Origin of the sequence: Muribaculum intestinale, from assembly GCF_002201515.1 — a bacterium.
Classification (GTDB): domain Bacteria; phylum Bacteroidota; class Bacteroidia; order Bacteroidales; family Muribaculaceae; genus Muribaculum; species Muribaculum intestinale.
Window position 1 is genome coordinate 654512 of sequence record NZ_CP021421.1, and the last position, 18149, is coordinate 672660.

Sequence of the window (18149 nt, forward strand, 5' to 3'; positions counted from 1 at the left end):
ATGGGGTGGGTCCCTTTTCAATTGCTCTACCTGGGTCCCTTTTCAAATGTTAGATGCAACCTGTCGGAGCAGTTGCCGTCACTGAAAGAGAAAGTGCCGACCAAGCTCACCATGAAGCAGAAGGAGGCGTTGAGAAAAGAGAAGAAGGAACCGGAGACCGACCTCAACGGCAACGTGATTGTGCCGCGCTATGAGTGTGTGACAAGCCACACCGCCCGACGCACCGGCATCACCAACATGTACCTCAGCCACAAGTACACCATCCTCCAGATGATGCACGTCAGCGGCCACAAGACGCAAAAGACCTTCATGGATTACATTAAGCTATCCTCCGAGGAGATAGCCGACGAAATTGCCGCCATGTCGAAGAAAGAGAGCGATATGTGGTAAAGGTAGATATGAGATTGTGCTCCAAAAAAATGGGCAAATGGCCGATTTTTTGGAGCAGATATTTGGAGGGGCAAAATATAATAATTACTTTTGCATTCCAGAAATCCGGTCAAATGACCAGTTTTTTGGAATAGATTATGATTATTAAACGCGACTATTATCTAAATCAGCTCATTGCCAGTAGGCACAACGGGCTTATAAAGATTGTTACTGGGTTAAGGCGATCCGGTAAGTCATATCTATTGTTTCATTTATTCGGTGACTATCTTAAAGAGCAGGGTATACCTGAAGATCATATCATTAAAGTGGATTTAGAGGACAGACGAAATGCACCCCTTCGATATCCGGATGCTTTGCTTACACATATCGACTCTAAGATGGCTGATGATAATATGTATTACATACTTCTTGACGAGGTTCAGCATGTGCCGGAGTTTGAGGATGTGCTTAATAGCTACCTTAAGATAGAGAATGCCGATGTGTATGTTACTGGAAGCAACTCCAAATTCTTATCTACCGACATAATCACAGAGTTCAGAGGCCGAGGTGACCAGATTCATGTGTACCCACTCTCTTTTGCTGAATTTATGTCTGTTGACAATAGGCACCCTATCGAAGCATGGAGTGACTATTATACATATGGAGGTCTTCCTCATGTATTGACTTTAGAAACGCCAAAAAAGAAAATTGACTATATCAAAAGGCTATACTCAACAGTCTATATCAATGATATAGTCGAAAGGTATAAGATTAAAGGCGAATCTGAATTGAAAGAGTTGATTCAGATAATTGCTTCTGCGATTGGGTCCCCAACCAATCCAAATAAGTTGGCAAACACTTTCAAGAGCCTTAAAAACGTATCTCTATCTAATAAAACTATTGATAATTATCTGACATATCTTTGTGAGTCGTTTTTAGCCGAGAGGGCGATACGTTATGACATCAAGGGCAAGAAATACATAAACACTCTGTCAAAGTATTATTTCACGGATGTGGGTGTGCGTAATGCCATACTTGATTTTAGGCAGCAGGAGGAAAACCACATTATGGAGAATGTTATTTATAATGAACTAAAAATTCGTGGTTTCCAAGTCGATGTGGGTGTAGTGGAGCATCGGACAACGGATAAAAACGGCAAGAGGGTTCGCAAACAATATGAAGTGGATTTCGTTGCTAATCAGGGAAGTCAACGCTACTATATCCAATCCGCGTTCATAATGCCTACTGATGCCAAAGAACGTCAGGAATCCGCCTCCCTTCTTAACATTGATGATTCTTTCAAAAAAATCATCATCGTTAAAGACTACATTAAACCCAAAAGGAACGAGGAAGGAATCGTTACAATTGGTTTAATAGATTTCTTGTTGAATGTTGATAGTCTAACTTGGTAAAATTTTTTGTGAAGATGAAACAAGAATTAAAGAAAATATTAGAGTTAAATCATACTGCTAAGATCAAAGATTTTGTCCAAGTTAAGACATATGCAAGTTATATTAAACAAAATGATGATAGAGGTGAGGATATTCTTTTAATTAAAAAGAATATTTCAGCAGATAATAATATTATTGCATTAGTCGGTAAATCCGGAAAATCTGATTATATAATTACTGGTGATTTTAATACACTCTGCTATTTGTCATTTTTCTTAAATTCTATCTGGGGAAAAGTCTCAATCCTACCTAAACATAAATTTGAAGACGGACAAGGACAAACAAACGTATTATTAATAAAAAACACTGATATAATACGTAATACGGAAATTGAGCCATACTGTATCTTAGTAGAAAGGATTATATCATTTCTTGCTATATACTTAGAAAAGTATGGAATAAATGTGGATAATCATTCTGATACAATAAAAAGGTTCTTTGAGAATCTTAGAAATTTTATTGTTATGGAATTAATGATGCCACAATTATTTGAGAAGAACGATGTCTCAATTATATATCCGTGGATTAAAGAAGTTAATTTGATAACTAATCCAGATGATATTAGTGATAGTATTACTCAGATTTTCACATCGTTGTTTAAATCGGGCAATCCTTTAATGGAGAATATGAATAAGATGCGACTTTTTATTACGCAATTTACACAATACATGAGTGAACGCAATGGCTAATTGGAAGATAAAATCTATTGATGTCGAGAATTTTAAGTTTTTCAGAACCCATTTTTCGTTGAATATAGATTGTAAAAACCTATTATTATACGGAGAAAATGGGGCTGGTAAAAGTTCGTTGTATTGGAGTTTTTACACGCATTTCCAAGCGTATACGAAAACTCAAGATCAAGCTAAAAAATACTTTCTTCATGGGCACAATGAGAATCTAAGAAATCGTTATGCCTCAGCTGAGGATAATTCAGGAATATCAATTACGTTTGAAAACGAAAGTGGTAGTGCTTTAGTTATAAATGATTCTCTGTATAACTATTATTGTAATGATCCTTTGATGAGAGATTTCATGAGATTAACTATGATGTCTAGTGATTTTATGAACTATAAGTTTCTCTCATCTCTTTTTGATTTTTGTAATAGCGAGGATAATGAAGTATTTAATTTATTTGAAAAAGAGGTACTTCCTTTTATTGATTTAGATGCTGAATTCATCCCTATATTTGATGAGGGAATTGCCCCGTCATTAAACTCTGGAGCTTGGTGGGCTTATTTAAAGACAACATATTTAAAATTACCGCGGAATAAAAAGAATCATAATTTCAATCAACAAACGGTTGAGTATAAGCAGTTCATTAAATTAGTAAAGCAATTTAATGAATTAATGAAAGATGCATTGGTAATTATTGAAGGAGTAGCGAACTCTATGCTTGAAAATGCATTTAATGTGGATGCTCGTATCAAATTAGATTATAGAGATGCCACATTCAATTGTCCAAAAAGCAAAAGGTCAAGAGATGGACAATTACATGCTCCTAGTATTTTGATACATGCAAAAATGGACGACCAAAATATTCAAGACAAAAGTATCATAACTCATCCTAAATCATTTTTTAATGAAGCAAAAATTACATGCATGGCTCTAGCTTTGAGATTGTCTATTTTGGAGCGTAGGCCAGGCTCTTCTCAATCAGCCTCCGTATTATTTATTGATGACTTGCTTATAAGTCTGGATATGTCTTTCCGAAAGCATGTAATTCGTATATTGTTTGACAATTATGTGGGTCGGTATCAAATAATACTTTTCACACATGATCGTGCTTTTTTTCATCTTGTATGGTCTGAAATAGAACAACGTAAGGCAACAAAAGAATGGAGAAAATGTGAATTATATGCTACATATGCAAATGATTACCCAGAATCACATCTTATAATAAGCCCAACATACATAGAGCAAGCTAAGATTTACTTAAAAACATTCCATTTAGCGGCATGTGCAAATACATTAAGAAGATTGTGTGAGCAGCAGATGAAACGCATTCTCCCAATGAATCTTCAATTACAAATAAATGAACGAGAGCCTGAGAAGGTTGCGGTAGATTTGAATGGACTTATTACAAACTATAAAAGATTTATTGAGCAATGCCAAATGATTGATGTTGCGCCGTCATTACAAAATGATCGTCGACTAATTTTGAATCCATTTTCACATGATGATATTGAAACTCCATTTTATCGTCAAGAATTAGAGAATTTAATAATGGAGCTGGAGCGACTTTCTAGTATTGAAAAGATTACAATTATTGGGAATCAACAAATCAGGCAGCCTGATTACCAGATAAAGGTAAGTAATGGAGACTACGTTCATTATACGACGATCGGCTTTGTTGAAAGCTTCATTAAACTTGTATACGAGGGTAAGACGTACTTCTCAAATCCAAAAGTTAAAGTGTATTCTTCTTCTGACAATAAAAGAATCCCCAATAAAGAATGTAGCCTAAAAACTCTTTTTGGCTGGGTATATAATGCTGTATCCCTTAAAAAAGAAACCGCGCCACCTATGGAAAATTGTATATACCATAATGCCACTGGGGATATTTTAATAAATTAGTTTACAATCCTCCAAAAGCGGGTCAAAAACCATAGATTTGGGGGATTATAAGCATATTTTTAGAGGGCGAGGGGTACTAAGAAGGGAAAAGTAGGAACCCCAAATGGAAGAATGGGAACCATACCCGGAATAATTTGGAAAGACCGATAAGGTGGTATTATCTTTGTAACTGAAAAGAAGATTCTGCGTGGGTTGCCATGACCGCTCATGCACTACTTTTGGCTATGGATGACTTTTTTCATCGAATTGTGAACTTTTTTGAACAAAGCTTTGTTAGGAAAGTTGCGGTGGCAAATTTTGCGACCATAGCGGAGCGTTACATCATCTCTGCCGTGACGGTTGCGCCATTATCCGCCGCAGACATAACCCACAGCCCAAGAGTGGGCTGACTCTCTATGAGCCGACCCCGATGGGTCGGACAAACCGACGCACAACACCCGAAGGTGTGCCTGAGTTTCGTTGCCGAATGCGCAATACCTTGCGAACAAATCGGTGTGCGAGTACTTGCCCGAGCCTTACACCGACACCGGTGCCTATGTTCAGGCGTGACACTTGTGGACGCTATCGGCACACACATACACCATACACACACGATAGCCGACAATGTCAGCCGCCCACGGGAGATTGTGCCAATTTGGTAATCTCGAAAATTTTTGTTATCTTTATGTAACGATTGAAGGCAGCGCACGCCCGAAGCGACACGTTCAGCTTTATAGACCGGAACAGGAACGATGCTCCTCGACGGATGCCATGCCCGATACCGACGCGATAACAATTATAAAGAGGTACCCTTATCAGAAGACCGGACTCAGGATCCGGAATCACTATGAAGAGCCTGCTGTTGAATGCGGAACGCTCCGCAACGGCTTAATCCGGCAACAACTCGCCCTAAGGAAGCGATGCTCAACGGATTGAATTCGTGGTACAACGGCAGAAAGGAAAGAGAGGCACTCCGAAAGTGCTGTCATCAGGCCATTGCAGGCTGAATTTTGCGACACCCGTAACTCACCGAAAAACATAGACTTTGAAGCGGAGCAGCATGACGTGTGTCCGATTGAAACCCTGTCAATGCCACAAGAATTTATGATACCGAGAAGATGACGGCCACAACTGTGCCCAGACGTCAACAAAAATCAAATGTAAAAGAAGAAAGATGGCGCGTGTCCTGACTCCACCGAGCAGGATCCCGTCCCCCGTGTCTGTCCCGTAACCGGGACAGATGCCCTCATGTCGTTGCCTTTCGGCTCGATGTGGGAAAGGATGAACTACGCCCTTTGCCGACCCTGACAGGCCGGCAGCAACAACCGTCGGCTTTAGCGAAACATAGCCGACAGCCCTTCCTATGTCCTTTCGGGGACACGTCACCGCAGCCTCTTTCGTCGCCGGGGCTGTGTGTGATGCAAGTTACTCGGCGATATAACTCTTCAAATTCATTTCCCTCAGATGAAATTGAATCTTTTCGACCTCCTTCAGGCGTCGGCACTCGACCCTGACTCTCCAAATATCCTCCTCAACGTCCACCTCTCTGACCTTCATCAGCTTGTGGTGGACACAATCGAAGCCACCCGCGAGCGTCTGCTCCCCCTCTACATGGAAGCGGAGCAGGACAGGTCAATCACCAAGAAAGAGGTTGCCGAGCGGCTCGGTGTCTGCGAGACCACGGTCTATAACATGACCAAAGACGGTAGACTACACCCATTCAAGGTGAACGGAAGCACCCGCTACAGCTTGCGGGAAGTTAACTCTATTATCAACCCCTCTAACGATGACTGAGCCTATGGAAGACGTAACAGTTATACCTCCCGCCGATGACCGCTTTGAGCGCATCGGCACCACCTACTACAAGATTGTCCGACAGCCAAACGCCGCCGGACAACTCATCGAGCGCAGCATACCGTGGACCATCGAGGCTATCCGTCAGGACTACGGCAAGGACTTTCTCGCCAACGTGCCAAAATACGACGGTTTCTGCTGTGTTCCCTCTCATCTGGACTACCAGCCGGTAGTCGGCAGTTTCAAGAACAAGTATTCGCCACTCAGCCATATCCCCGCCGAGGGAGAATGGCCGTGCATCGAATCGCTCGTGCGCCACATCTTCGGCGAACAGTACGACCTCGGTCTTGACTACCTGCAAATCCTCTACACCATGCCGTTGCAGAAGCTCCCGATTCTGCTCTTGGTGTCGGAGGAACGCAACACAGGAAAATCCACCTTCCTCAATTTCCTAAAACTACTCTTTGAGGCTAATGTCACGTTCAACACCAACGAGAACTTCCGTAGCCAGTTCAACGATGATTGGAACGGCAAGCTGGTAATCGTAGTGGACGAGGTGCTTCTCAACAAGCGCGAGGACTCCGAGCGTCTGAAAAACCTCAGCACCACCTATAACTACAAGATGGAGGCCAAAGGGCGCGACCGCGAGGAGGTGAGTTTCTTCGCCAAGTTCGTGCTGTGCTCCAACAACGAGTATCTTCCCGTGGTCATTGACCCCGGCGAGACACGCTACTGGGTGCGGAAGGTTCCGAGGCTCACCACCGACGACACCACGTTTCTGGAGAAAATCCGCTACGAGATACCAGCATTTCTCCATGCCCTGACCTATCGGCGGCTGATAACCGCCGAGGAAAGCCGCATGTGGTTCAATCCCGCACTGCTCGACACCGAGGCATTGCAGAGAATCATCCGCGCCAACCGCAACCGTGTGGAGCTGGAGCTTGCCGAGCTGCTAACCGAGATAATGGACTCGCGCAAAATCGACGAGGTAGACTTCTGCTTCAACGACATCCTGAGCCTATTCGGCTACCGTCAGGTCAAGGCTGACCGTAGCCAGCTCCGAAAGGTGGTGCAGGACTGCTGGAAGCTCAGACCAGCCTCCAACTCGTTCTGCTATACGACCTACACCGTCGGTATGTTCCTCAACGAAGAAACATACGTCGAGACACGCCGATGCGGACGGTACTACACCGTCACCCGGCAGATGTTAGAGAATTTATAATTTTTTCTCGTTGAAATTTGATGAACTGATGAAAATGGAGACAGACTGCTGTTTTTCAGTGCATTTTCTTCTCATCGGTTATTCATCAACACTTCATCAAAGGATGAAAGGCAATGAGAAAAGAAAATGTGTGGCACCGAGAGAAAACGCAATTTCTCTTTTCCATCGCCAAAACATTCTTCTCACCGCCCGAAAAATAGTGATGAAACAATGATGAATATATAATATGCTGATATAGTCATAGATAACACTCTGATTCATCAGTTTATCAAATTTCAACACCTCACCCGGTCGCCGGGACTTTCTCTCGGCGACCACAATTCCAGAATGATATGGCTAAATCAAATCCAGATAGGTTTGCCGAGCCTACGATTATCGGCACAGAGTCCGAGGCGCGTCAATACGTCAATCGGGCGGGTGCGACTCAGACTGCGCCCAAGAGTGAGTCAAGAACAACTAAGAAGTTCGATGCCGAGGAATTTCTCCGACAAGAAGAGGAAAATTCCAAAGCAGAGGCAGAACAACTCAGAAGAACTGAGATTCTCATGAACGAATACTCATTACCGTGGAACGTCGATGATGGCAAGCCTCCGTTTCCCGGTATGGAATTAAATCCTTGTGCGGTCAGATGGGAACCAGTAAATCTCGAAGAGTTCATCCGCGAGCATGGCGAGGAATTCAAGAAATTCAAAATTGCCATGCAGACTAATCAGTCAGGCAATCGCGACTCTGACCAATCAGAGCCTCAGCGAGGCAAGGCATCAGGGACTCGAAAGCCGAAAGATATGGTTGAACAGGAACACCAGTGTACCGGTACAACGGTTATACCGCCGAAAAAAGCAAAGTCATCTTCAAAAAACGAAGCGGAGGAGAGACCGGAGGCTATGCCGAAAGATATACCTCCAAGCGACTCTGAGAGCGAACACAAGACCGTATCCGAGGATTTGACAACCGGAAAACAGTCTGACATCCCGGTAGAGGCTGAGCAAGCTGAACCCGTGGAACAGTCAAAGGAATCGCGCGTCAGTGCCAAAATGGTGGATGCCGATTTCGATGCGTTAAGACACGCCTATCTCCGCATAGTCAGCCTCGGCGAGAAGAAACCGGTGTTTCTTCCTCTCGAACTTCGCGACTCTCTGGAGAAACTCGCACGGGTGAGTGGTGTACCGAATCTCGCACCGTCACATATCGTCATCAACATTCTCAAAGCGTTCTTTGACGATAACCGCGAACTTATCAACCGCAAACTCTCAGGTGAGAAATTAAGAATCTGAAATCTATGTGATTCAGGGTGCGGTGGTATCCATCCACAGGGGTAATGGAGGGGCTAAGCGAGGTTAGATTTTTGTGATACAAAAATCGTCGCAACCATGTTGCTCCCCTCGCCACCCTCCATTACACCGGGTGGAGCGGTACACCGGTGTACCGAATCCGCTTTGCCCCTCCATTTTCAAACCCTCAATCCCCCCACGCCAATGAAACCGAAATCCCCGACCCGCAAATCGAATCTCAAGGCAGGACACCGCAACGGCCGTCCCGCCTTGCCGGAAGAAGAACGTCAGTCCTACGTCCGGCACACGCGATACAACGAGGCTGAAAACACCCTCCTGCTTGCCAATGTCAAGCGTACAGGAATGAAAAATGTCAGCGAATATATCCGCTCGGTGACGCTCAATCCTCACATTGTTCCACGACTCGATGAGTCAGAAATGAGAATCGCCCGCAATCTCTCCGGCATGAGCAACAATTTCAATCAGCTTCTGCGTCTCTGCCATCAGCGCGGACTCGACGCCATGGCCCGCGATGTGCAATACTACCTCAATCGTTTCCGCGAACTTTTCGCAAAATTAAGTTCTTAATTTCCTATGATAGCATATATAATAAGCGGCTCAGGCTTTGGCGGATGTGTCGATTATGTCACCCGCAGCAAGCTCGAAGAGAAGCTCCATAAGGAGCAGTCGAAAGGGCTGAAAGCCGATGAAAGAAAATATGAGAGCAACAAAGGTGAGGATATAATCGACCATCTTTCCAAAGACTGGAAACTCCTGTCTTCCTCCGGCGAAATAAGGATATATGAAGGCCGCAAGGCTATGGCTGACGACATCGCCCGACCGTCACGACAACGTAAGCCTATAAAAGACCCGGTCGGTCATATATCCCTCGACTTTCACCCAGACGATGCTTCTAAGATGACGGACGAACTTATGACCGAGGTGGCGCAGGAATATATGAGGCAGATGGGGCTGACCAATACCCCGTACATAGTGGTACGACATTTTGACAAGGCGCATCCGCACTGTCATATCGTTTTCAGCAGAGTTGACTATGACGGAAAGATTCTGACGCAGACCACCAACTTCAAAAAGAATGAGCGCGTCTGCAAGGCTCTCAATCTGAAACACCGTCTCACGCAGGGCAAGAGCAAACTTAATACAGATGTTTCAAAACTGCGGGGAAAAGATAAAATCCGTTACCCGCTTGTTCACAATATAGCCGGAGTGTACATCCGTCCGGAGATTCAGGACTGGAACTCGTTTCTCATTGCTCTTAAGCGGCAGGGTATAACAGTCAAGGAAAAGACCGGCCAATCAGGGAAAACGAACCTGTATTACTGCACTGGCAGACATGAATTCTGGTACAAGAAACTCGATCCCTTTTTCAGCCGTGAGAATCTTGAATTGAAATTCAAGGCTCGTCGAGAGAAACAGCAAGCGGTAACGCCCGACCCCAAAAGCATTCAGCAACCTGTCCGGGAACCGGCACCAAAGCGTGCGCCTCAAACTTCCGAGATCACACGTCCATCTGTTGCACCAAAGCCACAAGAGCAACTGAAACCGATTGTCATACCGCCATTGCCTGATGGGTATATGGGAGCGCGGATTGCTCCTCACGAACTTGCCCGTTACCAAAAAGGCGATGCCGTCTGCGCCTACATCTGCAAGCCAGATGAGATTGTCGGCAAACATTACTGGATATGGTATGATTTCAAGACCGCCCAGCCACGATGTGAGCCTACGCCGCCACCCGCAGACCGTTATATCCCCGAGGCTTTCAAGCGGCAGATGACAGCCTCTCAGTCTGCCTTCGTCAACAACTCACAAAGAGCCGGAATTACATTGTCATCTCCGTCTTTCGTAGGGGCTCCGATTCAGGACGAAGGCTTTGCACATGGTTCGGCACTTACCGATGATTTCAAATTGTGGTTAAGCCGCCATCCCGGCCTGACTATTGAAGAGGCTCTTCACCGCTACCGCGAAGAACAGAAGACAAAGCAACGCAGAAACAGACCCAAATTTTAGATCCCATTAGTGGTATTGAGTAAATCTTTTGGTTTCATTTTTTTTGAAATCAAAAGATTTATCAGTATCTTAGCATTGAAATAACTTTTTTCGATGTAATAATATTCAGTCATATGGATAATAGTGGTTTTAAAATGTGTGCCGATTGTGTCAATAAACAATTTGTTGATTTCGATGCTGATGGAAGGGCTATGTATTACTGCGCATTAGTAGATGGAATTGTTCGCAAAGGGATTGTTTATGATTCTACTGATGCATCTGCCTGTATAAAATGGAATTTGTTTAAGCCATTAGACTTTGCTACGAATCAAAAGTAATATTTACTCAAAATTGTCATAAGTGCAATTATTAGTATACCTAAACACAACCTGTGCGCCATTATAAAACATGGGCTCACTATTTCTTAAATTTTCTTTTTCTTTAAAAATTTGAAAATCAATAAATCTCTTTTTTTTAGTTGCGATATCAGAAGGCAAAGTCATATCCTCTGTTACCTCATATTCTGTAACCTTACCTTTTAAGAGCTCACAAATTTTTTCAAGAGTTCCTTTCTTTCCTTTAGGCACTTCAATGTGTAGATTCTCATAACAATAATCATTACATTGAGTAAATGCATCAGGAGCTATATATGTAACACTGGGAGGAATTCGTACGTGTAAATGCTCACATTCATAAAAGGCATGTGACATTATGCATGTAATAGTATTAGGTAAAATTACTTCTTTCAAATTAAGGTTTTCAGCAAAAGCATACTCTGGTATTCCATATACAGAATCTGGAACAACAATGCTTGAAATACCACAGTCTCTGAATGCCCAACTCCCGATATCATTTATAGCAGAAGGAATAATAATTTCTCTCAATTCTCTGCATGAACAAAATGCAGAATCACCTATACGTCTAAGATTTGGAGGTAAATTAATGGTTTCTATAGACAGACAACTATCAAATGCAGAATTTGGAATTGATAAAAGTGATTTTGGTAAAATTATTGTCTTTAACCACATGCAACGCTCGAACATGCTTTCTCCAAATGTTTTAATACCTTCTTCAAAAACTACCTCAACAAGGCTTTCACATCCACTAAATATACATGCGCCAAATTTTTCCACCGAATTTGGAATAACAATTTTATTCACAGAGCAACCCGAAAAAGCAAAGTCTTCAATAACTTTTACACTATGTGGTATGGTAATATTTTTGATATTACCGCAGCAAGCAAATGCCTTAATGACCTCTACACCATCAGGAATTATAAGCGATTCACAGTTTTTGGCTTTAATAAATTCTTTGCCATTTGGAGAAAGAATATAATTGTTGGTTTCGATATTTGACGATTGTTTTTCACTTTTAGTAGATAAAGATTCAACGGAAGCGTGGTGGTCAACGTGACTAGGACACGATGGAACAATTATATCATCATCAAATTGTGATATATCAATATCGTCTTCATGCTGATCTCTATATTCATGGAGTTCTTCTTCTAAACGTTGTGCTTCTTCCATACGCCGCTCTTTAGCATGTTGCTCAGCTGCTTCATCATCTTTCTTTTGGATATGTTTATACACAAAATACCCTATGATTAATAATAATAAGTAAGTCGTAAAAATTAATTTATACTAAGCCGCATGGGCAAAATTGATATTGAGTTCAGATCCAAGCGCAGCCAACGCACGGTTAGTTGCATAGAGCAGGGAGTCTGTGGAGCAATAATCCGCAGGTCTGAGCCATTTGCCCTTGAGGATTCTCCAGAGCGTCTCGGCGATATTCAAATGTGGACTATACGGTGGGAGGAAAAAGAGATACAACCCACGTTTCTCCCATATTGGACGGAGTTCCCGCATGAGTTTGCATCTGTGGACGCTTGCATTGTCAAGGACAACAAAAGTGTTTTTACGGATACGGAGAGAAAGTCGGTCAAGAAAGTCGGCAATCTTGTCAGCGGTCATATTCTCAGTTGTGGAGAATCCTTCATATCGATTGTTGCGGTCTATCATGCCGAAAATATTGAGTCTCAGACCTCTTTCAGATGGGATATAGACATCTTCACCTCGGAACTGCCATCCGTATGGCACATATCCCTCGGTGCAGATGTGGCTTTCATCTCCATAATAAATGTCGATGAGACAATCTTTTTCCTGTTGTACGAGTTCTTGCAGCTTCTCGGTCTTATACGCATAGAGCTGCGGCGAGGGTTTCCCCTTTGGACGTTTTCTTATACGTCTATATCCCGCGCCAAGGCGGATAAAAAAGCCCTGAAGGTACTCTCGGAGGCTTCTTTCCCTGAAGCCTGCTGCCATGCCTCTTTCGCTTTCTTCACGCTCTGCCTGTCGTTCTCTATGGCTTTGCGTACCGACTCTTCGTCCGAGCAGTCCATTATTGGCTTCCGACCCCGTCCGGGACGTGTTTCCAGCCCTTTGATTCCTTCGGTCTCGAAGCGTTTCACCCAGGAATTGACTGATATATGGGTCATGTCGGTCTGTTCTCCAACCTGTTCCGAAGTCAGGCCGGTGGATTTCAGAAGCACTGCGCGACAGCGCATGCGGTATGCGTGGCTCTTGCCTTGGCGAAAGCCTTCCTCTAATTGCAGACGTTGTTGGTCTGTCAGTTGTATAACTTTGATTTTTGCGATAGCGATGTGTCTTTATGTGTTTACACAAAGATACGCAAAAAAATTGATATAAACTAATTTTCAACATCTACTTACAATAAGCCAACCCGGGATTGAATCAGATGTCTTTTGTTCATCTGCAATCTCATCAATGACCCATTGTTGAGCCATAATTGAAAAGGAAGTAAAGGACAAAATCAAGGAGTATAAAAATCTCATGATGTCAGGGTATTTAATTTTAATGATAAAACTGGTTGCCATAGTACTATTTCGGCTTGATTCACTATTTCCTGATAATTTAGCAGATTCAAAATTTCAGGAGACATATTATTACATACCTTTCAACAGTCTATTTGAATGAATATAAGTACATCAAGGCATCATATCAAGTTCTTGTTGGGCATTGCGCATACTACTCTCGTATAAGAACTCATTTCCATTTTGTCTCCAAAATTCAGCAGTTTGGAGGTGTTGCTGTGCATTTTGTTGATGCCACTCTCTTTGTTGTTGCTGATGTCGTTGCTGATTTGAGTATTGCACACGATAACTCTCGTAACTTGAAATTATATTCTCAAGTTCCTCTACATGTGATCTTAGAGCTGCATTCTCAGTCTCTAATTTTGAAACCTCGTATTCGAGGTCATCAATTTTGCTTTGATTACAGGATGCCAATCCAGGGAATGATGAAACTAATAGTAAATATTGGATAAACTTCATTGTTCATTATGGGGCAGTACCCTTTAAAAATAGTTTGCCCGTTGGCTCTAAAGGCATTAATACAAAGAAAACGTGAGCCAACTATGCCACGTCGTGATTTGTAGGTCGTAGGAAACCATTAGTGCAGATGTAACAATAGTAGCCCACGCTATGCGCGTGAGAACCACTATGCTATCTCTTGCACTGATCTTTGAATTTCCTACGTTCACAAATCACAAGATGAGCATAACGCTTCTTATTTTTCAGTATGTCTTGGAGAGGCTATGCCAATCCGAATGCAAATTTAATAATAATATTCCGTAATCCGATGATATAAGCCCAACAAAATCATCACACTGCGTTCAATTCATAATATCTTCGCTTTTCGGCGGCACTGACAGTTCTGGTTCATGCCATAAAACCGTGCCACCCGAACCGAGGATTTAACAGATTTTTAGATTTAGGTGTGGTGACCCGGCGAAAATTTGGCTGAGGTCACCACATTTTTATCGCAGGAATATAGTTAACGTCTGTTAAAGTTTGGGGTTGCAAGACGGTGATGTGGGGTTGAATGACGCTGAAGGAATTTGGATGAATTTGAAATATACACTGATTATCAGCGTATTAAACCACCGTAATAAAAGATATGCGCTTGCTCTGACACGCATAACAGGCAATATTTCAGTGCGTTAACGTGGGCGTGGTGACTTTTGTGGTGACTCGGAGAGGTATGATTGAATAAAAGACCGCCAACTCATTGAGAATTAGCGGTCTTTTGTGGTGCCACCAGCAATATAAATGTTAAATTATTATCAATCGGATTAAATTTAATTATATACTAATATACTGATATTAAGCCAAATTAAACAATTTTCAATTTAGGCAGATAGCGGCTGTTTTAGAAATTATAGTGACTATCGTAGTGACTATTCAGGAAAAGTCACTAACTTTGCAGTGTCCGATTCACAAGAGAATCGAACCTAGGATTCTATGGCAAAATCTCTTTCCCGGTTCTTCATCCGCAAGCAGGACGAGAAGAACGAAATCGCAACTCTTTTCTTTAGGGTGCAGAACAAGAAACACAAAGTCGATACGCTCTTTTCCTCTCAGATACGTGTGAATGTTGCGGAGTGGAAAGAGGCTTTGTCGTGTCCTGAAAAATGGATGCGACATCAAAGGGCGAACTTCAATCTACACGACTCACTCAATAGGATTGAACTGGTAGTGAAGTCGGAAGTAGAGGGCATGTCTTTCGATAAGTCACGTGTTGAGGCCGAGATCCTCTCTATCGCCAATCCGAAGAAAGCAGAAGCCCTAATGAAAGCTAAGCGTGAAGAGGAGGAACGGCAACGCGAGGAAGAACGCATAAAGGAAGAGCAGGAACGTCTGATAAAGGAAGGCATCGATGCTGAACGCGCCAAAATATGGAACTTCATAGACCGATTTTGCAATGAAATCAAGAGCGGTGCCAGGCTTAATGGTCATGATAGATATGCGCCCGGCACTGTGAAGGCATGGAATAGCTTTCGGAAGCTGTATGACTTGTTTGACAGAAAGCATCGCTACACGTGGTATGATGTAGACCGTGCGTTCGTCACCAAATTCCTGAATTTTATGGAGAAGAAAGATTATATGGTGACTGCGCAGAATAAATACCTGGTCGATCTACGAGCAATCATCAGCTATGCCTATGCCGACGGAATACACAACAATGACCGCGCCCTGCAATATTTCGCAAAAAAGAAAATTGAAGAGAAAGACAAGGCTATTGAAATATACCTTACCGAAGCAGAGCTTCAGGCATTGTATGAAATGCCACTGTCAGGCAAGCAGGAAGAGGTGCGCGATATATTTCTTGTCGGGTGCTACACCTGTCAGCGCGTGAGCGATTACAACGACATTGACAAGGATTGTTTCACCACTACTGCCAAAGGAACACCGGTAATACGCCTCATTCAGAAGAAAACCCGCAACGAGGTAAAGATTCCTATAATGAATCCCAACCTAAAGGCTATATGCGAAAAATACAACTACAATCTCCCTTATGTTGTTGACGTGATACTCAACCGCTACATAAAGGAGATTCTGAAGGAGTTGTCCGATAAAGTGCCCGACTTAGCCAAGATGGTAGTAACCAAACTTACTCAAAAGCAGAAGAAACTGGTGGAGGACGGCAAGCTCGTTGTCGAGCACAACGAAAAGGGAGAGGTGATAATGCCTCGCTACAAGTGCGTGACAACCCACACAGCCCGCCGTAGCGGAATCACCAACATGTACCTAACCCACAAATACTCCATCGTACAGATGATGCACGTCAGCGGCCACAAGACACAAAAGACCTTTATGGACTATATCAAACTCTCCTCGGACGAAATCGCCGACGAGATAGACGCAATCGCTAATGGCGCGAAATCCGAAGTATTTTGACTATTATTACTCGGAAACAGCTACAAATCAAAATATAAATTGTAATTTTGAATATGGAAACAAATAATTCACAGCTCGTAATCTATCAGGCGCCGGACGGAAATATGTCGATTGATGTGACAGTTCAGAATGATACCGTATGGCTGAGCCAAGGGCAGATGGCCGAACTCTTTGACAAAGATCAGTCAGTTATTGCCCGCCACATCTCTAATGTTTTCAAGGAAGGCGAGCTGGAGAAAGAGAGTAATATGCAAATTTTGCATAATACTCTGTCGAAGTACAAACCGACTCAGGTTTACAGCCTTGATGTTATTATCTCTGTTGGCTATCGCGTTAAATCCAAACGTGGTACTCAATTCCGCATCTGGGCAAATAAGATATTGAAGCAGTATCTTCTTCAAGGCTATGCCATAAACGAGCGGATAGCTGCACAGAAATATGACGAGCTTAGTCAGTTGATAAAAGTGCTCGGCCGCACAATCCAAAATCAGGAAAGGCTTACGGAGGACAGCCGTTCATTGCTCGATGTTGTTGTCGATTACACATACGCCCTCGACACTCTTGACCGCTACGACTATCAGGAACTGAAGATCGAGGACACCACCGGTAAAGAGTCGTTTCATGCCACTTACGAAAACGCCATGGAAGTCATCCGCGAGTTACATGAGAAATTCGGTGGCAGCACATTGTTCGGCAACGAAAAGGACGATTCCTTCAAAAGCTCCATCGGTCAGATTTACCAGACCTTCGGTGGCGTTGACCTATATCCCTCAGTGGAGGAAAAAGCTGCCATGCTCCTGTACCTTGTTACCAAAAACCACTCATTCAGCGACGGCAACAAACGCATTGCTGTATCTAACATTTGAAAAGGGACCCGGATAGCATTTGAAAAGGGGACCACCCGGGATGGGGATGCAAAGATAATTATATTTGTTGAGTCATCATTTCCTGAGTTTCTTTCATGCGGTATGATTTGCCTGTCATGTTAAGCAGTATAGCCTTGTGGGTCAGGCGGTCTACCATTGCGGTGACCAGTACTTTGTCGTCAATAATCTCGTTCCAGCGGTTGAAGGCGAGATTGGTTGTGACGACGGTCGTCTTCTTGTCGGTGCGGAGGGAGAGATGGTTAAAGAGCATCTCTGCGCCGGCCTTGTCGCAGGAGACGTATCCGAACTCATCACAGATGACCATGTCGTATCTCTCGAACTTGTTTTCCAGCGACCGGAGTGTCAAAGCGTTGCGGCACTCGCGTATCTGCGTGAGCAGTCTTGGCACGGATGTGAACAGCACCGAGTGTCCGGCATTACATGCGGCGATACCGAGAGCTGTCGCCAGATGAGTCTTGCCTGTTCCGGGATTGCCGTATAGAATGAGGTTGCGTCCGTTTTTGATGAAGTCGAGTGTCTCGAGTGTCGGGAGCGCTTTCCGGGCATCGGCGGGCAGAGCGTCGGTGTCGATTTCGTTAAGATAGCGAAGTTGCGGGAACCCTGCGTTTTTGATGCGGTGACGGCGCTGGTTTTCAGAGCGGTTCTCTTTTTCGCGCCGGAGCAGTTCGGCTGTAAACCGCCATAGGTTCCATTGTTCGTCGGCGCTCTGCTGTATAAGCAGGTCGATGTCGCGCCGCACAAGCGGGAGTTTAAGGTCGAAAGCGCATGAGCGAATGAGCTCCCGAAGTCCGTCACGGTCTGTTTCATGTATGTCTGTCATTGTCATTCAGTGTATTGGTT

14 protein-coding genes and 3 pseudogenes are annotated in these 18149 nt (G+C 43.5%); 12 read left to right on the forward strand and 5 right to left on the reverse strand.

Translation table 11 applies throughout. The features are described 5' to 3' along the window. The first annotated feature begins 72 nt into the window (after positions 1–72). The 10 genes from ADH68_RS02825 (at position 73) to ADH68_RS02875 (ending at position 11005) form a co-directional block, all read left to right on the forward strand. Positions 73–390 carry a site-specific integrase gene (locus ADH68_RS02825; RefSeq protein ID WP_068959893.1) on the forward strand — a complete coding sequence of 106 codons (318 nt, stop codon included), beginning with the start codon at positions 73–75 and terminating at the stop codon, positions 388–390. Positions 391–527: 137 nt separating this feature from the next. Further along, positions 528–1781, forward strand: coding sequence for an ATP-binding protein (locus ADH68_RS02830; RefSeq protein ID WP_068959892.1), 1254 nt, complete (start codon positions 528–530; stop codon positions 1779–1781). A 14-nt stretch (positions 1782–1795) separates the two neighbouring features. Next, positions 1796–2509, forward strand: coding sequence for a hypothetical protein (locus ADH68_RS02835; protein ID WP_068959891.1), 714 nt, complete (start codon positions 1796–1798; stop codon positions 2507–2509). Beyond that, positions 2502–4394, forward strand: a complete 1893-nt coding sequence (locus ADH68_RS02840) for a hypothetical protein (RefSeq protein ID WP_068959890.1) — start codon at positions 2502–2504, stop codon at positions 4392–4394. Before ADH68_RS02835 ends, ADH68_RS02840 begins: the two co-directional genes overlap by 8 nt. 1443 nt (positions 4395–5837) lie before the next feature. After that, positions 5838–6167: a helix-turn-helix transcriptional regulator gene (locus ADH68_RS02850; protein WP_068959888.1), complete on the forward strand. Its 330-nt coding sequence runs from the start codon at positions 5838–5840 to the stop codon at positions 6165–6167. Positions 6168–6171: 4 nt separating this feature from the next. Then, positions 6172–7389, forward strand: a complete 1218-nt coding sequence (locus tag ADH68_RS02855) for a primase-helicase family protein (protein ID WP_068961959.1) — start codon at positions 6172–6174, stop codon at positions 7387–7389. A 332-nt stretch (positions 7390–7721) separates the two neighbouring features. Then, complete coding sequence (locus tag ADH68_RS02860) at positions 7722–8663, forward strand: DUF3408 domain-containing protein (RefSeq protein WP_068959887.1); 942 nt, start codon at positions 7722–7724, stop codon at positions 8661–8663. Positions 8664–8864: 201 nt separating this feature from the next. Next, positions 8865–9248, forward strand: a complete 384-nt coding sequence (locus ADH68_RS02865) for a plasmid mobilization protein (RefSeq protein WP_068959886.1) — start codon at positions 8865–8867, stop codon at positions 9246–9248. A gap of 6 nt (positions 9249–9254) precedes the next feature. Continuing rightward, positions 9255–10688, forward strand: coding sequence for a relaxase/mobilization nuclease domain-containing protein (locus tag ADH68_RS02870; protein ID WP_068959885.1), 1434 nt, complete (start codon positions 9255–9257; stop codon positions 10686–10688). A 113-nt stretch (positions 10689–10801) separates the two neighbouring features. Next, the gene (locus tag ADH68_RS02875; RefSeq protein ID WP_068959884.1) at positions 10802–11005 is read left to right on the forward strand and encodes a hypothetical protein; all 204 of its coding nucleotides are present in this window, start codon (positions 10802–10804) and stop codon (positions 11003–11005) included. A 3-nt stretch (positions 11006–11008) separates the two neighbouring features. On the opposite strand, the gene ADH68_RS02880 is transcribed toward ADH68_RS02875, so the two are convergent. From ADH68_RS02880 to ADH68_RS02900, 4 genes and pseudogenes are all read right to left on the reverse strand, one after another. Further along, positions 11009–12256, reverse strand: coding sequence for a leucine-rich repeat domain-containing protein (locus ADH68_RS02880; RefSeq protein ID WP_068959883.1), 1248 nt, complete (start codon positions 12254–12256; stop codon positions 11009–11011). A 51-nt stretch (positions 12257–12307) separates the two neighbouring features. Then, positions 12308–13072 (reverse strand): annotated as a pseudogene (locus tag ADH68_RS02885) (IS630 family transposase); the annotation flags it as partial. Continuing rightward, positions 12994–13230 (reverse strand): annotated as a pseudogene (locus ADH68_RS14120) (helix-turn-helix domain-containing protein); the annotation flags it as partial. The pseudogenes ADH68_RS02885 and ADH68_RS14120, both read right to left, overlap by 79 nt. Positions 13231–13671: 441 nt before the next feature. Further along, positions 13672–14016 (reverse strand): coiled-coil domain-containing protein, encoded by a 345-nt coding sequence (locus ADH68_RS02900; protein ID WP_068959880.1) that lies wholly within the window; start codon positions 14014–14016, stop codon positions 13672–13674. Between the two features lie 969 nt (positions 14017–14985). Here ADH68_RS02900 and ADH68_RS02910 point away from each other — a divergent pair. After that, entirely contained in the window at positions 14986–16422 is a 1437-nt protein-coding gene (locus ADH68_RS02910) for a tyrosine-type recombinase/integrase (protein WP_068959879.1), read from the forward strand. A 53-nt stretch (positions 16423–16475) separates the two neighbouring features. After that, positions 16476–17279: pseudogene (rhuM, locus tag ADH68_RS02915) on the forward strand (RhuM family protein); the annotation flags it as partial. Between the two features lie 67 nt (positions 17280–17346). Here the strand turns inward: rhuM and istB are convergent. Then, the gene (gene istB, locus ADH68_RS02920; RefSeq protein ID WP_068961956.1) at positions 17347–18129 is read right to left on the reverse strand and encodes an IS21-like element helper ATPase IstB; all 783 of its coding nucleotides are present in this window, start codon (positions 18127–18129) and stop codon (positions 17347–17349) included. Between the last annotated feature and the right edge of the window lie 20 nt (positions 18130–18149).

What these genes read in the sequence shown, in the direction of transcription:
- ADH68_RS02830 (WP_068959892.1), top strand. Translation starts at nt 528, where the DNA reads ATGATTATTAAACGCGACTATTATCTAAATCAGCTCATTGCCAGTAGG.
- ADH68_RS02855 (WP_068961959.1), top strand. Translation starts at nt 6,172, where the DNA reads ATGGAAGACGTAACAGTTATACCTCCCGCCGATGACCGCTTTGAGCGC.
- ADH68_RS02900 (WP_068959880.1), bottom strand. Translation starts at nt 14,016, where the DNA reads ATGAAGTTTATCCAATATTTACTATTAGTTTCATCATTCCCTGGATTG.
- ADH68_RS02865 (WP_068959886.1), top strand. Translation starts at nt 8,865, where the DNA reads ATGAAACCGAAATCCCCGACCCGCAAATCGAATCTCAAGGCAGGACAC.
- ADH68_RS02835 (WP_068959891.1), top strand. Translation starts at nt 1,796, where the DNA reads ATGAAACAAGAATTAAAGAAAATATTAGAGTTAAATCATACTGCTAAG.
- ADH68_RS02875 (WP_068959884.1), top strand. Translation starts at nt 10,802, where the DNA reads ATGGATAATAGTGGTTTTAAAATGTGTGCCGATTGTGTCAATAAACAA.
- ADH68_RS02860 (WP_068959887.1), top strand. Translation starts at nt 7,722, where the DNA reads ATGGCTAAATCAAATCCAGATAGGTTTGCCGAGCCTACGATTATCGGC.
- istB (WP_068961956.1), bottom strand. Translation starts at nt 18,129, where the DNA reads ATGACAGACATACATGAAACAGACCGTGACGGACTTCGGGAGCTCATT.
- ADH68_RS02910 (WP_068959879.1), top strand. Translation starts at nt 14,986, where the DNA reads ATGGCAAAATCTCTTTCCCGGTTCTTCATCCGCAAGCAGGACGAGAAG.
- ADH68_RS02870 (WP_068959885.1), top strand. Translation starts at nt 9,255, where the DNA reads ATGATAGCATATATAATAAGCGGCTCAGGCTTTGGCGGATGTGTCGAT.
- ADH68_RS02850 (WP_068959888.1), top strand. Translation starts at nt 5,838, where the DNA reads ATGAAATTGAATCTTTTCGACCTCCTTCAGGCGTCGGCACTCGACCCT.
- ADH68_RS02840 (WP_068959890.1), top strand. Translation starts at nt 2,502, where the DNA reads ATGGCTAATTGGAAGATAAAATCTATTGATGTCGAGAATTTTAAGTTT.